Consider the following 15,182-nt stretch of genomic DNA (forward strand, 5'->3'; position numbering starts at 1 on the left):
GAGCGTCACGGGCTGCATTCCCACGCGGAGCGCGGGAACGATCTTTCCGGCAGCAGGCACATGCTCGTTCCCACGCTCTGAGTGGTAGCGCCTCCCAGGACGCTCCGCGTCCCGTCGCAGTTGAGGGGTGACGCGGAGCGTCACGGGCTGCATTCCCACGCGGAGCGCGGGAACGATCTTTCCGGCAGCAGGCACATGCTCGTTCCCACGCTCTGCGTGGTAACGCCTCCCAGGACGCTCCACGTCCCGTCGTAAGGGAAGGGGCACGCGGATCTTCAGAGCCAAGGTTGGATGTCGATCAGGCCTGGCATACCTGCATAGTTGCGCGCGCTGGAGTAGCGCCAGTGTTCAGCCAGGTCCACATAGCCCCGCTTTATGGGGTTGTGATGGATGTAATCAAGCTTCTGGCGCATGACTGCCTCGCTGTAAACCAACTCCGCATGTGAACCTTCCTGCCACAGTTGATAAACACGATCTGTCTTGTGTGCACGCTTGCAGAAACGCAGGCGCTGCAATACCCGCTCCGCGCCTTTGCTTTGCAGGTCGTCAATGATGGTGCGGGCGGTGAAGGATTTGAATTGGCTGACGCACTTTCCCAGATCGGGCGCTTGAGCAATAAAGTGCAAGTGATTTTCCAGGATGACGTAACCAAACAAGTTTAAAGCGTGGTTGCTTTGTTGATATCGCCAGCAATCCAGAAGATGGTCCACCAGGTAGTTGCGGGTGAAGAGGGGGAGCCATTCCATGACAGTGCAGGTGAGGAAGTGGGGTTTTTCGGGTTCGGTGATGACATAGCGGCTTCTGCCCACGTGTTCATCCTTGATTTCGGGTGGGCGCGGAGCGTCCGAGGAGGCATTCCCACGCGGAGCGCGGGAACGATCATGATTCAGCGTCGCGTCGCAGGTCGGGAATCTGCGACGCGAGCCTTAGGTGTTAACAGTTATTGGGCATAGATATGGACAACGAAGTGCTGGCCTGAGTTTGTCAATTCGTAGGCTTTGTCGTAGATGGTCAGCGTCCTTGATGGCTCCTGAATGGTGTCCCCGACCTTGGCGTGTTTCCTGAACTCATCCCAGTCAATGACCGTGGTGCTAGTGCTGCCGCCGCTTTGCAGTGTGTTGCTATTGCTTTGATATTCCATGATAAAGCTCTCCATTGATGTGCCTTTGCCGCCGATTATTCGGCTGGCGGTGAAACCCGAAAGGTGGCAGTTATCGCTGCGTTTTCCTTGCGGGTAACAAGAGGCTAGACAATGAATGCGAGCTACGTAGCTGTCAGAAATATCAAAAAACAGTCTCGGCAATCGGCCAGTAAGGACTGGCCGGGGCCCTGCTTTAAGCGTTCATCACTTCCCGAATATCGGCAGCCAATTCCCTTACACGCTCTTCCTCGGTATCCCACGCACACATGAAGCGCGCACCACCTTTGCCGATGAAGGTGTAGAAACGCCAGCCCTTGGCGGTCAGCGCTGCAATCGCGGGTTCGGAGAGTTGCAGGAACACGCCGTTGGCCTGTACCGGGAACATCAATTCCACACCGGGAATATCCGCCACCAGGCTGCTCAACAATTGCGCGCAATGGTTAGCGTGGCGCGCATGCTTGAGCCAGGCGTCATTTTCCAGCAGGCCCACCCATGGCGCAGAAAGGAAGCGCATTTTCGACGCCAACTGACCGGCCTGTTTGCAGCGGTAGTCGAAGTCTTCAGCCAGTTTGTGATTGAAGAACAGGATGGCTTCACCCACCGCCATGCCGTTTTTGGTACCACCAAAGCACAGCACGTCGACGCCGGCTTTCCAGGTCAGGTCGGCCGGTGAGCAACCCAGGAATGCACAGGCATTGGCGAAGCGGGCACCGTCCATGTGCAGGTTCAGTCCCAGTTCCTTGCAGGTGGCGCTGATGGCGCGGATTTCTTCCGGGGTGTACACGCTGCCCACTTCGGTGGCTTGGGTCAGGGTGACTACGCGGGGTTTGGGGTAGTGGATGTCCTGGCGCTTGAGGGCGATCTCACGGATCGACTCCGGGGTCAGCTTGCCGTTTTCGGTGCGGGCAACCAACAATTTGGAGCCGTTGGAGAAAAACTCCGGCGCGCCGCATTCGTCGGTCTCGACGTGGGCAGTTTCCGAGCAAATCACGCTATGGTAGCTCTGGCACAACGAGGACAGCGCCAGGGAGTTGGCAGCCGTACCGTTGAAGGCGAAGAACACCTCGCAGTCGGTCTCGAACAGATTGCGGAAACCGTCGGCGGCGCGGTGGGTCCATTCATCATCGCCGTAGGCACGCTGATGGCCCTGGTTGGCTTGTTCCATGGCGGCCCAGGCTTCCGGGCAGATGCCGGAATAGTTGTCGCTGGCAAATTGTTGGCTCTTGTCGGTCATGGCCCGTTCCTGTGGTCGATGTTGGTGCGCACTTTACCCAAGATTGCCGGGGGCACGCACGCACTGTAAATGCAAAGTCGTTGGGGAATTATGCACGGTACTGAAACCTTGCCTGTCGGACCTGTCCGAGATGGCGCTTTGGATCTGCTCAAGTGGCTGGCGCTGTTGAGTATGGTGCTCGATCATTTGCGCTATGTGGGGCTGAGCCTGGATGGGCTATATGTGCCGGGGCGCCTGGCGTTTCCATGGTTTTGCCTGGCGATTGCGGCTAATTTGCACCGTGTCCGTTACGCCCCAGTGACGGGCCATTGGCGCTACCTGGGTTGGTTGCTGCTGTTCAGCGTGATCAGCGAAGTGCCTTATCGGATGTTCATCGAAGATGCCGATACCTTGAACGTGTTGCCGACCCTGGCGCTGGGCATGCTGGTTGCCCGAGGTTGGCAGCAAAAGGCGTTGGTTGATCGAGGATTGGCGCTGATCGCCGTCACAATGGCGGCCGTGTTTTCACACCAGTTGATGTTCGGTTTCTTTGGTGTATTGCTGCCACTGGCGTTATTGCTGGTGTTTCGCCGGCCCTGGTATTTCAGCGTGCTGCCGGGTTTAGTCTGCGTCGCCGCCAATCAGTGGCAGATTCTGCTCAATAGCGGCACGCTTGTGGCGCTGTCGGGGTTGGCTGCATGTCTGATTGCGCCGCTGGCAGGATTGGTCTTATTGCGACATGGCAAAAACGCCGACCCCCCCGCCATGCGACGCTGGGCCTATGCCCTGTATCCCATGCATTTTCTTCTGTTGCTACTCGTTCGCAAGCTCATTGCCTAGCCCTTGTAGGAGCGAGCTTGCTCGCGAAAAACGTCAACAATAACGCGGGCTGCCTGATTGAACGCNCGCCCTCAGGTTTTTCGCGAGCAAGCTCGCTCCTACAGTTTGTAGGCACCCAGTTAGCATTTGCTCAGGCCATGTCGTAAACGCACCTTTGCGTGGCGTGCGCAGGCATTTGGCCCGCACGCGCCAGCCCTACCATCGCATCAAAGGGCCCTGCGAGGGCCTCAACAATACGAAAGGCTGGGAGAGACGCGATGTTCAGCAAACAAGACCAGATCCAGGGATATGACGACGCACTGCTGGCGGCGATGAATGCCGAGGAGCAGCGCCAGGAAGATCATATCGAGCTGATCGCGTCGGAGAACTACACCAGCAAGCGCGTGATGGAAGCTCAAGGCAGTGGCCTTACCAACAAATACGCCGAAGGCTACCCGGGCAAGCGCTACTACGGCGGCTGCGAACATGTGGACAAGGTCGAAGCCCTGGCCATCGAACGCGCCAAGCAGCTGTTCGGCGCCGATTACGCCAACGTGCAACCGCACTCCGGTTCCTCCGCCAACAGCGCCGTGTACCTGGCGCTGATCAATGCCGGCGACACCATCCTGGGCATGAGCCTGGCCCACGGCGGTCACCTGACCCACGGCGCCAAAGTGTCGTCCTCGGGCAAGCTGTACAACGCGGTGCAATACGGCATCAACACCGACACCGGCCTGATCGACTACGACGAAGTCGAGCGCCTGGCGGTCGAGCACAAGCCGAAGATGGTCGTGGCAGGGTTCTCGGCCTACTCCAAGACCCTGGATTTCCCACGCTTCCGTCAGATCGCCGACAAGGTAGGCGCGCTGCTGTTCGTCGACATGGCCCACGTTGCCGGCCTGGTTGCCGCTGGCCTGTACCCGAACCCGCTGCCTTACGCCGACGTGGTCACCACCACCACCCACAAAACCCTGCGCGGTCCACGGGGCGGTTTGATCCTGGCCAAGGCCAACGAAGAAATCGAAAAGAAACTCAACGCTGCGGTATTCCCCGGCGCCCAGGGCGGCCCGCTGATGCACGTGATCGCCGGCAAGGCCGTGTGCTTCAAGGAAGCGCTCGAGCCCGGCTTCAAGGCGTACCAGCAGCAAGTGATCGATAACGCCCAGGCCATGGCCGAGGTGTTCATCAAGCGTGGCTACGATGTGGTCTCCGGCGGCACCGACAACCACCTGTTCCTGGTCAGCCTGATCCGCCAAGGCCTCACCGGCAAAGAGGCGGATGCCGCTCTGGGTCGCGCCCACATCACCGTCAACAAAAACGCGGTGCCGAATGACCCGCAGTCGCCGTTCGTGACCTCGGGCCTGCGCATCGGTACCCCGGCGGTGACCACCCGTGGTTTCAAGGTGCCGCAATGCATCGAGCTGGCCGGCTGGATCTGCGACATCCTCGACAACCTCGGCGACGCCGACGTCGAGGCCAACGTGGCCAAGCACGTGTCTGCCCTGTGCGCTGATTTCCCGGTTTATCGCTGAGCGCGGTTTTGGAGTAATGACTATGCAACGCTACTCAGGCTTCGGCCTCTTCAAGCACTCCCTCAGCCATCACGAAAACTGGCAGAAGATGTGGCGCACGCCGACCCCGAAAAAGGTCTACGACGTGGTCATCGTCGGCGGCGGCGGGCATGGTCTGGCGACCGCTTACTACCTGGCCAAGGAACACGGCATCACCAACGTGGCGGTGGTCGAGAAAGGCTGGCTGGGCGGCGGTAACACCGCGCGCAACACCACCATCGTGCGTTCCAACTACCTGTGGGACGAGTCGGCGCACCTGTACGAACACGCCATGAAACTCTGGGAAGGTTTGTCCCAGGACCTGAACTACAACGTGATGTTCTCCCAGCGTGGCGTGTACAACCTGTGCCACACCCTGCAGGACATCCGTGACTCCGAACGCCGCGTGAGCGCCAACCGCCTCAACGGTGTGGACGGCGAGCTGCTGAATGCCCAGCAAGTGGCCGATGAAATCCCGTATCTGGATTGCTCCAAGAACACCCGTTACCCCGTACTCGGTGCCACCGTGCAACGTCGCGGCGGCGTGGCTCGTCACGATGCCGTGGCCTGGGGCTTTGCCCGCGCCGCCGACGCACTCGGCGTGGACCTGATCCAGCAGACCGAAGTGATCGGCTTCCGCAAGGAAAACGGCGTGTGCATCGGTGTGGAAACCAACAAGGGCTTTATCGGCGCCAAGCGCGTCGGTGTGGTCACTGCCGGTAACTCCGGGCACATGGCCTCGCTGGCGGGCTTTCGCCTGCCGATCGAATCCCACCCGCTGCAAGCGTTGGTGTCGGAGCCGATCAAGCCGATTATCGACAGCGTGATCATGTCCAACGCCGTGCATGGCTACATCAGCCAATCCGACAAGGGCGACCTGGTGATCGGCGCCGGTATCGACGGCTACAACGGCTACGGCCAGCGCGGTTCGTACCCGGTGATCGAGCACACCATCCAGGCCATCGTCGAGATGTTCCCGGTGCTGTCACGGGTGCGCATGAACCGCCAGTGGGGCGGCATCGTCGACACCACGCCGGATGCCTGCCCGATCATCTCCAAAACCCCGGTACCGAACATGTTCTTCAACTGCGGTTGGGGTACGGGCGGCTTCAAGGCCACCCCAGGCTCAGGCAACGTGTTTGCCGCCAGCCTGGCCAAGGGTGAAATGCACCCACTGGCCGCACCTTTTTCCATCGACCGTTTCCACAACGGTGCGTTGATCGACGAACACGGCGCTGCGGCCGTCGCCCACTAACAGGAGAAATCCCCTATGTTGCATATCTTCTGTCCTCACTGTGGCGAACTGCGCTCCGAAGAGGAATTCCACGCGTCCGGCCAAGCGCACATCCCGCGCCCGCTGGACCCGAATGCCTGCACCGACGAGCAGTGGGGCGACTACATGTTCTTTCGCGATAACCCGCGCGGCCTGCACCACGAACTGTGGATCCATGCCGCCGGTTGCCGTCAGTATTTCAACGCCACCCGCGACACTGTGACCTACGAAATTCTTGAAACCTACAAGATCGGTGAGAAGCCTCAGTTCACCGCCAAGGCCTCTGGAGAGAAGGTATGAGCCAGATCAATCGCCTGTCCAACGGTGGCCGCATCGACCGTAATAAAGTCCTGACGTTTACGTTCAACGGTCAGAGCTACAAGGGTTTTGAAGGCGACACCCTGGCCGCAGCCCTGCTGGCCAACGGTGTCGACATCATTGGCCGCAGCTTCAAGTACTCGCGCCCAAGGGGCATCTTTGCCGCGGGCGCCGAAGAGCCGAACGCGGTGCTGCAGATCGGCGCCACCGAAGCCACGCAGATCCCCAACGTGCGCGCCACCCAACAGGCGCTGTACCAAGGCTTGGTTGCTACCAGCACCAACGGCTGGCCGAGCGTGAACAACGACATGATGGGGATTCTCGGCAAGGTCGGCGGCAAGCTGATGCCGCCGGGTTTCTACTACAAAACCTTCATGTACCCGCAATCGTTCTGGATGACCTACGAGAAGTACATCCGCAAGGCGGCAGGCCTTGGCCGGTCGCCCACCGAGAACGACCCGGACACCTATGACAACTTCAACCGTCATTGCGACGTGCTGGTCGTGGGCGCAGGCCCTGCGGGCCTCGCGGCTGCGCTGGCCGCTGCGCGCAGCGGTGCCCGTGTGATCATCGCCGACGAGCAGGAAGAGTTCGGTGGTTCGCTGCTCGATTCGCGCGAAAGCCTCGACGGCAAGCCGGCCACTGAATGGGTTGCCAGCGTCATTGCCGAATTGAAAGCCCTGCCGGACGTGGTGCTGCTGCCCCGCGCCACCGTCAACGGTTACCACGACCATAACTTCCTGACCATTCACGAGCGTCTCACCGACCATCTCGGTGATCGTGCGCCGATTGGCGTGGTGCGTCAGCGTATCCACCGTGTGCGTGCCAAGCGTGTGGTGCTGGCCACCGGTGCGTGCGAGCGTCCGCTGGTGTATGGCAACAACGATGTGCCGGGCAATATGCTCGCGGGTGCGGTGTCTACCTACGTGCGTCGCTACGGCGTGGCACCGGGTAAAAAGCTGCTGCTGTCGACCAACAACGATCATGCCTACCGCGTTGCGCTGGATTGGTTCGATGCGGGCCTCACCGTTGTTGCGGTGGCCGATGCGCGCCACAACCCACGCGGGGCTCTGGTTGAAGAAGCTCGCGCCAAAGGCATTCGCATCCTCACCGGCAGCGCCGTGATCGAGGCCCGTGGCAGTAAGCACGTGACCGGTGCCCGCGTGGCAGCCATCGACGTCAAGGCGCACAAAGTCACCAGCCCCGGCGAGTGGCTGGACTGCGACCTGGTCGCCAGCTCCGGCGGTTACAGCCCGGTGGTGCACCTGGCCTCGCACCTGGGCGGCAAGCCGACCTGGCGTGAAGATATTCTCGGGTTTGTACCCGGCGAAGCACCGCAAAAGCGCGTGTGCGTGGGTGGCATCAACGGTGTCTACGGCCTTGGCGACTCCCTCGCCGATGGCTTTGAAGGCGGCGTGCGTGCGGCCAGCGAAGCCGGTTTTGCCCCGGTTGAAGGCACGCTGCCAAAAGCCTTGAGTCGTCTTGAAGAACCCACCCTGGCGCTGTTCCAGGTACCCCACGAAAAAGCTACCGCACGGGCGCCAAAGCAATTTGTCGACCTGCAAAACGACGTGACCGCCGCCGCCATCGAACTGGCCACCCGCGAAGGTTTCGAGTCGGTGGAGCACGTCAAACGCTACACCGCGCTGGGCTTCGGCACCGACCAGGGCAAGCTGGGTAACGTCAACGGCCTGGCCATCGCCGCCCGTTCGCTGAACGTGACCATCCCGCAGATGGGCACCACCATGTTCCGTCCCAACTACACGCCGGTCACTTTCGGCGCCGTAGCGGGCCGTCACTGTGGGCACATTTTCGAACCGGTGCGCTACACCGCGCTGCAAGCCTGGCACGTGAAGAACGGCGCCGAGTTTGAAGACGTCGGCCAGTGGAAACGCCCGTGGTATTTCCCGCGTAACGGTGAAGACCTGCACGCGGCAGTGAAGCGCGAATGCCTGGCCGTGCGTGACAGCGTCGGCCTGCTGGATGCCTCCACCCTCGGCAAGATCGACATTCAAGGTCCGGATGCCCGTGAGTTCCTTAACCGCATCTACAGCAACGCCTGGACCAAGCTCGATGTGGGCAAGGCGCGCTACGGCCTGATGTGCAAGGAAGACGGCATGGTGTTCGATGACGGCGTCACTGCCTGTCTGGCCGATAACCACTTCCTGATGACCACCACCACCGGCGGCGCCGCCCGCGTGCTGCAGTGGCTGGAAATCTACCAGCAGACCGAATGGCCGGACCTCAAGGTGTACTTCACCTCGGTCACCGACCATTGGGCAACCATGACCCTGTCGGGCCCCAACAGCCGCAAGCTGCTCAGTGAAGTCACCGACATCGACCTGGACAAGGACGGTTTCCCGTTCATGACCTGGAAGGAAGGCCTGGTGGGCGGCGTGCCGGCGCGGGTGTTCCGTATCTCGTTTACCGGTGAGCTGTCGTACGAAGTCAACGTGCAGGCCGACTACGCCATGGGCGTGCTGGAAAAGATCGTCGAGGCCGGCAAAAAGTACAACCTGACCCCGTACGGCACCGAGACCATGCACGTACTGCGGGCCGAGAAGGGCTTCATCATCGTCGGGCAAGACACCGACGGCTCGATGACCCCGGACGACCTGAACATGGGCTGGTGCGTTGGCCGTACCAAGCCGTTCTCGTGGATCGGCTGGCGCGGGATGAACCGTGAAGACTGCGTGCGTGAAGAGCGCAAGCAGTTGGTGGGGCTCAAGCCGATCGACCCGAACGTGTGGCTGCCGGAAGGCGCGCAGTTGGTGTTCGATCCGAAGCAGACGATTCCGATGAAGATGGTGGGTCACGTTACCTCAAGTTATGCGCATAACTCCCTGGGCTATTCGTTTGCCATGGGTGTGGTGAAGGGCGGCTTGAAGCGCATCGGTGAGCGGGTGTTCTCGCCGCAAGCGGATGGCAGCGTGATCGAAGCCGAGATTGTGTCTTCGGTGTTCTTTGACCCCAAAGGTGATCGGCAGAACGTCTGACACCTGATCGTTCCCACGCTCTGCGTGGGAATGCATTCCGGGGCGCTCTGCGCCCCAAGGGCGGACGCAGAGCGTCCATGGCGGCATTCCCACGCGGAGCGTGGGAACGATCAACAGAATTCAGAACAGGTGCTTTATGACAGCAGCCAATGTTTACCAACAACGCCCCACCACCGGCGCCAAGGCCGAGTCGTCGCTGCACCATGCCGACCTTGCCAGCCTGGTCGGCAAGGGCCGCAAGAATGCCGGCGTGACCGTGCGTGAAAAGAAACTCCTCGGCCACCTGAGTATCCGTGGCGATGGCCACGACGCCGCCTTCGCCGCCGGCGTACACAAGGCCGTCGGTATCGAACTGCCCGGCCCGCTGAGTGTGGTCTTCAAAGGTGAAACCAGCCTTCAGTGGCTCGGCCCGGATGAGTGGCTATTGATCGTGCCGAGCGGTGAAGAGTTTGCCGCCGAGCAAAACCTGCGCGCCGCCCTGGGCGACCTGCATATTCAGATCGTCAACGTCAGCGGCGGCCAGCAGATTCTTGAACTGAGCGGCCCGAATGTGCGCGATGTGCTGATGAAGTCCACCAGCTACGACGTACACCCCAACAACTTCCCGGTCGGCAAAGCCGTGGGTACGGTGTTCGCCAAGTCGCAACTGGTGATCCGTCATACGGCTGAAGACACCTGGGAACTGCTGATCCGTCGCAGCTTCTCGGATTACTGGTGGTTGTGGTTGCAGGATGCCTCGGCTGAGTTCGGCCTGAGCGTTGTCGCATGATGATCATTCCCACGCTCCGCGTGGGAATGCATACCGGGACGCTCTGCGTCCCAAAAGCGGACGCAGAGCGTCCATGGCGGCATTCCCACGCAAAGCGTGGGAACGATCAGCCTGAGGAGTGACCCATGAGCCGCGCACCCGATACATGGATTTTGACCGCCGACTGCCCCAGCGTGCTCGGCACGGTGGACGCGGTCACCCGCTACCTGTTTGAGCAAGGCTGCTACGTCACCGAGCACCATTCGTTTGATGACCGCCTCTCGGGTCGGTTTTTCATTCGTGTTGAGTTCCGTCAGCCTGACGGCTTTGACGAACAGGCGTTCCGCGATGGCTTGGCCACCCGTGGTGAAGCCTTTGGCATGATCTTCGAACTGACGGCGCCGAACTACCGGCCCAAAGTGGTGATCATGGTCTCCAAGGCCGATCACTGCCTCAACGACCTGCTGTATCGCCAGCGCATCGGCCAGCTGTCGATGGACGTAGTCGCGGTGGTGTCCAACCATCCCGATCTGAAGCCCTTGGCTGATTGGCACCAGATTCCCTACTACCATTTCCCCCTCGACCCCAACGACAAACCGTCCCAGGAGCGCCAGGTGTGGCAAGTGGTGGAAGACACCGGCGCCGAACTGGTGATCCTTGCGCGCTACATGCAAGTGCTGTCACCAGAGCTGTGCCGCAAGCTGGACGGCAAGGCCATCAACATTCACCACTCATTGCTGCCGGGCTTCAAGGGCGCCAAGCCTTATCACCAGGCGTACAACAAGGGCGTGAAACTGGTGGGCGCCACGGCGCATTACATCAACAACGATCTGGATGAAGGGCCGATCATCGCCCAAGGCGTGGAAGTGGTGGATCACAGCCACTATCCCGAGGATTTGATTGCCAAGGGGCGGGATATCGAAGGGCTCACATTGGCGCGGGCGGTGGGGTATCACATCGAGCGGCGGGTGTTCTTGAACGCCAATCGCACGGTGGTGCTCTGACTGACGCCTTCGCGAGCAAGCCCGCTCCCACATTCGACAACATTCCAAGGTTGGAACCCGATCCACTGTGGAAGCTGGCTTGCCTGCGATGAGGCCCTTACAAGCAACACAAGAAACAGCATCTGTACCCGAGCACTTAACGCGCTGCCCCAAGGGCAACGCAGTTCCATAAAAACAACAGCGAGGTGAAAGCATGTCTGGTAATCGTGGTGTCGTGTATCTCGGCAACGGTAAGGTCGAAGTACAGAAAATCGACTATCCCAAAATGCAGGACCCCCGTGGCAGGAAGATTGAGCACGGCGTCATCCTGCGCGTGGTCTCCACCAACATCTGCGGCTCCGACCAACACATGGTGCGCGGCCGTACCACCGCCCAGACCGGCCTGGTGCTCGGTCATGAAATCACCGGTGAAGTCATCGAGAAGGGCAGCGACGTCGAGAACCTGAAAATCGGCGACCTGGTGTCCGTGCCGTTCAACGTCGCGTGCGGCCGCTGCCGCTCGTGCAAAGAGCAACACACCGGCGTATGCCTGACCGTCAACCCGGCCCGTGCCGGTGGCGCCTACGGCTACGTGGACATGGGCGACTGGACCGGCGGCCAGGCCGAGTACGTGCTGGTGCCGTATGCCGACTTCAACCTGCTGAAACTGCCGGACCGTGACAAGGCCATGGAGAAAATCCGTGACCTGACCTGCCTCTCCGACATCCTGCCCACTGGCTACCACGGCGCTGTTACTGCCGGCGTCGGCCCAGGCAGCACTGTCTACATCGCGGGTGCCGGCCCGGTGGGTCTGGCGGCTGCCGCCTCCGCTCGCTTGCTGGGTGCAGCGGTGGTGATCATCGGCGACGTCAACTCGATCCGCCTGGCCCACGCCAAGGCCCAGGGTTTTGAAGTGGTCGACCTGTCCACCGACACCCCGCTGCACGAACAAATCGCCGCGTTATTGGGCGAGCCCGAAGTGGACTGCGCCGTTGACTGCGTGGGCTTCGAAGCACGCGGCCACGGCCACGACGGTGTCAAGGCCGAAGCCCCGGCCACCGTGCTCAACTCGCTGATGGGCGTGGTACGTGTGGCAGGCAAGATCGGTATCCCAGGCCTGTATGTGACCGAAGATCCAGGTGCTGTCGATGCCGCCGCGAAAATGGGCAGCCTGAGCATTCGCTTTGGTCTGGGCTGGGCCAAATCCCACAGCTTCCACACCGGGCAGACGCCAGTGATGAAGTACAATCGCCAACTGATGCAGGCGATCATGTGGGACCGTATCAACATCGCTGAGATCGTCGGCGTGCAGGTGATCAGCCTGGATGATGCGCCACGTGGCTATGGCGAGTTCGATGCGGGTGTACCGAAGAAGTTTGTGATTGATCCGCACAAGCTGTTCAGTGCGGCGTAAAGGCAAAGCAAACAAAGGGCGACCCGCGGGTCGCCCTTTGTTTAACAAAGACGCGCATCATTCTCGCGATGAGCTGCCAAGGCTCACCTGTCCGGGTGCAAGACCAAAAACTTCTACGCCCTCGGCGTTGGCATGGCCCACCTCTACGATCCGGCGTTCAATCGGCTGGCCCTCGCCTTTACGGTAAATCACGACCATTTCACTGCCTTCCTGGCTTATCGCTTCGGGCGCCACGATGATGGCCTGTTCATTGTGGTAGGCCGTGATGTTCAGGCGTGCGCTCATACCGGGACGGATACGCTTGGCCTGTCCTGGCGTCAATGCCGCCACGCTCAGTGTGACGGGAAACAGTGCACTGTCACCGGGGTCATCGCTGGGCAAGGCCAGGTTGCCGACCGCTTGCACATGGCCAAGCAGCGGCTCGCCGAGAAATCCATCACCCAGGATTTCAACGCGCTGTCCCGGTTGCAGCTGGTTGATATCCAGCTCGGATGCCGTAGTGACGATCTTCAGTGTTTCGGTATTGGCCAAACCCAGCAGAGCCTGATTCTGACTGACCCTTGAGCCGGTCTGTACGAGAGGCGTTACTTCGGCCCCTTGTGCGGCATTTACAGGAACAATAACGCCGGTGAACGGTGCTACCACGACTTGTTTGGCAATCAACCGTTGCAGCTGTTCGTACCTCACCGTGGCATTGGTCAGCTCCATTTCGGCAATCTGCCGAGCCTGCCCTTTCCCTTCGTCTAATAACGCGTTCAGCTCGTTTTGAGCGCTGCTGCGTTCAAGTCGTTGCAACTTCGTTTGCTGCTCCAGTTCGTCAAGTTCGTTGCGCGCAATAATGCCGCGTTCGAACAGATGGCGGTTTTCTCGTAGCCTGCCTTCCAGGTTGCTCAGTGAGATGTCGGCGGTGCGTAACGCACGACGCGCTCGTGTGACTTGAGTGCCATTTTCCCAATTGTTCAACTCGTGCACGGTTCGTTGGGCTTTGAGTTGCCCGGACAGGGCTTCGCGTAACTGCAGCTCGATCAGCGTAGGGTCCATGCTCAGAAGCGCTTGGCCTTTCTGTACCCACTGGCCCTGTTCGGCTTCGAGGGACTGGATAACGCCTTCGAATGGTGCGTTGAGCACGATGGTTTGGATAGGCTCGAATTTTCCGACCAGGCCGATATGTAGTGTCATTGGCTTGGTTTGCACGCTCACCCATTGCGGTGCGGGGGGCGGCGCAATCGCAACTTTTTTCACGATCAATGCAGCGCCAATCAACGCTATCAGCATCATCGAACCTATGCGCCAATAGTGCGAGTGACAGGCCTTTTCAGTGTGGGCCTTCAAGTGCAATCTCCCATTTTTCCAAGGTCATGCCGAGGGTTTCGTCCAATTGCGTCTGGGCGTTCAGATAAGCGATGAGTGCGTTGATACGTGCATTTTCCGCATCGCGCAGATCGTTTTCGAAACTGATGATTTGAAAATTGCTGGAGCGCCCGACGCTGAGTTTTTCGCGCTCGATGTCCAGCTTGCGCGTGGACAGTTCGTTGGCACGCAGGGCGATTTCATATTGACGCCAGCGGGTGCCCAGTTCGCGCACTACGTTGCTGACGTTGCGTTCCAATTCTTGACGGGCGTCGGCGATTAGCAACTGCTGTTGTTCTACATTGATACGCGCACGTGTCTGCGCTTGGCGGGTGCTGATGTCGCCGATGGGGATTTCCAACTGAAGGCCGGTATAGCTTTCCCAGCGCCGAGCAGAGCCGGTGCCTGGGTGCTCACGCACCTGACTGGCACCCGCCACCAGAGAGAGGTCCCAGCGAGCGGCATCCTTGGCGAGGATCATGTCCAACGCGGCCTGCTGGCCATTGAGCAATGTGGAGAGGTACTGAGGTTGCTGAGCTTGCGCCAGGTGTATGGCTTGTGGCAGATCGACCTCCAGTGGAGTTGCCTGTACGGCCTCGGTGGCCTGAATGTTCGTGGACAAATCCAGTGCCAGCAGGCGCAGCAGGGCGAGGCGTTGAATATCCAGCTGGTTTTGCGCTTCTTCGACACTCAGTTCCTGGACGGCGATGTCAGCTTCGGTCTGCACGATTTCAAATTGAGCCATGCGCCCGGCGTTGATCAGTGCTTTGTTCACCGTCAACAAGGCCCGCGCCCTTTGAAGCGACGCCTGGACGATGCCCAGTTGCTCCTGAGCCCTGATCAGCTCCCGATAGGTTGTGATGATGGTGGAGACCGTTTGAGAAATATTCGCCTTGAGGTTCAGGCGGTTGGCTTGCTCTGACAGTCTTGCGAGCCGCAGGGGGGCGGTGGTGACATCCGGGCCGGATCCGCGCAATAACGGTTGGATTATTTCCAGGTTTATCCCGTCGCTGCGCAGGTGGCCCACCTGCTCGGAATGGTTGAGCTGCTGGGTCCATCCCACGTTCAAGCGCGTGCCGTACTGTCCGAGCAACGTAGCCGTGGGGGTAAGTGCTAGTTGACGAGCTTGGTCTTCGCTGCTTCTGATGTTTGTGTATTCACTCTTGAGCAAGAGTTTTGGCTTGAACGCGTCCTCAGCCACGCGCAGGTCGAATTTTTGGCCCTCCCTTTGCAAGTAAGCGCTGCGTATTTCACGGTTGTTGCGCAGGCCAAGGTAAAGGGCATCCGCCAGACTCATGCCGATAGTCTGCTCGCTTAACAGCGAGGAGGCTTTGGCATTCTGGACACACAAGAAAAACGCTGCGGTCAGCACCAAGT

Annotated in this window: 13 protein-coding genes; 8 read left to right on the plus strand and 5 right to left on the minus strand. The window is 60.1% G+C overall.

What is annotated here, in order from left to right; translation table 11 throughout:
* Positions 1-275: 275 nt before the first annotated feature.
* The 3 genes from ACTJLA_RS20430 to ACTJLA_RS20440 form a co-directional block, all read right to left on the minus strand.
* Positions 276-809 carry an REP-associated tyrosine transposase gene (locus ACTJLA_RS20430; RefSeq protein ID WP_003194866.1) on the minus strand — a complete coding sequence of 178 codons (534 nt, stop codon included), beginning with the start codon at positions 807-809 and terminating at the stop codon, positions 276-278.
* 131 nt (positions 810-940) lie between these two features.
* Positions 941-1,141, minus strand: a complete 201-nt coding sequence (locus tag ACTJLA_RS20435; RefSeq protein ID WP_057976580.1) for a hypothetical protein — start codon at positions 1,139-1,141, stop codon at positions 941-943.
* 193 nt (positions 1,142-1,334) lie between these two features.
* Positions 1,335-2,375 (minus strand): threonine aldolase family protein, encoded by a 1,041-nt coding sequence (locus ACTJLA_RS20440; RefSeq protein WP_003194862.1) that lies wholly within the window; start codon positions 2,373-2,375, stop codon positions 1,335-1,337.
* A gap of 90 nt (positions 2,376-2,465) precedes the next feature.
* On the opposite strand from ACTJLA_RS20440, the gene ACTJLA_RS20445 reads away from it, so the two are divergent.
* The 8 genes from ACTJLA_RS20445 to fdhA all read left to right on the plus strand — a co-directional run bounded on the left by ACTJLA_RS20445 (position 2,466) and on the right by fdhA (position 12,455).
* Positions 2,466-3,194, plus strand: coding sequence for a TraX family protein (locus tag ACTJLA_RS20445; RefSeq protein ID WP_057976537.1), 729 nt, complete (start codon positions 2,466-2,468; stop codon positions 3,192-3,194).
* 257 nt (positions 3,195-3,451) lie between these two features.
* On the plus strand, positions 3,452-4,705 hold the full coding sequence (glyA, locus tag ACTJLA_RS20450; protein WP_017738444.1) for a serine hydroxymethyltransferase: 1,254 nt from the start codon (positions 3,452-3,454) through the stop codon (positions 4,703-4,705).
* 22 nt (positions 4,706-4,727) lie between these two features.
* Positions 4,728-5,978: a sarcosine oxidase subunit beta gene (locus ACTJLA_RS20455; RefSeq protein ID WP_003176546.1), complete on the plus strand. Its 1,251-nt coding sequence runs from the start codon at positions 4,728-4,730 to the stop codon at positions 5,976-5,978.
* Between the two features lie 15 nt (positions 5,979-5,993).
* Complete coding sequence (locus ACTJLA_RS20460) at positions 5,994-6,296, plus strand: sarcosine oxidase subunit delta (RefSeq protein WP_003194855.1); 303 nt, start codon at positions 5,994-5,996, stop codon at positions 6,294-6,296.
* Positions 6,293-9,310: a sarcosine oxidase subunit alpha gene (locus ACTJLA_RS20465; protein WP_054896756.1), complete on the plus strand. Its 3,018-nt coding sequence runs from the start codon at positions 6,293-6,295 to the stop codon at positions 9,308-9,310. Before ACTJLA_RS20460 ends, ACTJLA_RS20465 begins: the two co-directional genes overlap by 4 nt.
* 136 nt (positions 9,311-9,446) lie before the next feature.
* Positions 9,447-10,079 (plus strand): sarcosine oxidase subunit gamma, encoded by a 633-nt coding sequence (locus ACTJLA_RS20470; RefSeq protein ID WP_314550542.1) that lies wholly within the window; start codon positions 9,447-9,449, stop codon positions 10,077-10,079.
* A gap of 125 nt (positions 10,080-10,204) precedes the next feature.
* Positions 10,205-11,062 carry a formyltetrahydrofolate deformylase gene (gene purU, locus ACTJLA_RS20475; RefSeq protein WP_005792124.1) on the plus strand — a complete coding sequence of 286 codons (858 nt, stop codon included), beginning with the start codon at positions 10,205-10,207 and terminating at the stop codon, positions 11,060-11,062.
* A 193-nt stretch (positions 11,063-11,255) separates the two neighbouring features.
* Positions 11,256-12,455: a formaldehyde dehydrogenase, glutathione-independent gene (gene fdhA / locus ACTJLA_RS20480; RefSeq protein ID WP_014720230.1), complete on the plus strand. Its 1,200-nt coding sequence runs from the start codon at positions 11,256-11,258 to the stop codon at positions 12,453-12,455.
* Between the two features lie 57 nt (positions 12,456-12,512).
* Here the strand turns inward: fdhA and ACTJLA_RS20485 are convergent, their stop codons facing one another.
* Positions 12,513-13,697 carry an efflux RND transporter periplasmic adaptor subunit gene (locus ACTJLA_RS20485; RefSeq protein WP_372241999.1) on the minus strand — a complete coding sequence of 395 codons (1,185 nt, stop codon included), beginning with the start codon at positions 13,695-13,697 and terminating at the stop codon, positions 12,513-12,515.
* 73 nt (positions 13,698-13,770) lie between these two features.
* A complete protein-coding gene (locus ACTJLA_RS20490; RefSeq protein WP_232458739.1) occupies positions 13,771-15,180 on the minus strand; it encodes a TolC family protein in 1,410 nt (469 codons plus the stop codon).
* Between the last annotated feature and the right edge of the window lie 2 nt (positions 15,181-15,182).

This window comes from Pseudomonas sp. 22072 (assembly GCF_052046095.1).
GTDB lineage: Bacteria > Pseudomonadota > Gammaproteobacteria > Pseudomonadales > Pseudomonadaceae > Aquipseudomonas > Aquipseudomonas paracarnis.

What these genes read in the sequence shown, in the direction of transcription:
- ACTJLA_RS20435 (WP_057976580.1), bottom strand. Translation starts at nt 1,141, where the DNA reads ATGGAATATCAAAGCAATAGCAACACACTGCAAAGCGGCGGCAGCACT.
- ACTJLA_RS20440 (WP_003194862.1), bottom strand. Translation starts at nt 2,375, where the DNA reads ATGACCGACAAGAGCCAACAATTTGCCAGCGACAACTATTCCGGCATC.
- ACTJLA_RS20445 (WP_057976537.1), top strand. Translation starts at nt 2,466, where the DNA reads ATGCACGGTACTGAAACCTTGCCTGTCGGACCTGTCCGAGATGGCGCT.
- ACTJLA_RS20460 (WP_003194855.1), top strand. Translation starts at nt 5,994, where the DNA reads ATGTTGCATATCTTCTGTCCTCACTGTGGCGAACTGCGCTCCGAAGAG.
- glyA (WP_017738444.1), top strand. Translation starts at nt 3,452, where the DNA reads ATGTTCAGCAAACAAGACCAGATCCAGGGATATGACGACGCACTGCTG.
- ACTJLA_RS20455 (WP_003176546.1), top strand. Translation starts at nt 4,728, where the DNA reads ATGCAACGCTACTCAGGCTTCGGCCTCTTCAAGCACTCCCTCAGCCAT.
- purU (WP_005792124.1), top strand. Translation starts at nt 10,205, where the DNA reads ATGAGCCGCGCACCCGATACATGGATTTTGACCGCCGACTGCCCCAGC.
- ACTJLA_RS20470 (WP_314550542.1), top strand. Translation starts at nt 9,447, where the DNA reads ATGACAGCAGCCAATGTTTACCAACAACGCCCCACCACCGGCGCCAAG.
- ACTJLA_RS20465 (WP_054896756.1), top strand. Translation starts at nt 6,293, where the DNA reads ATGAGCCAGATCAATCGCCTGTCCAACGGTGGCCGCATCGACCGTAAT.
- fdhA (WP_014720230.1), top strand. Translation starts at nt 11,256, where the DNA reads ATGTCTGGTAATCGTGGTGTCGTGTATCTCGGCAACGGTAAGGTCGAA.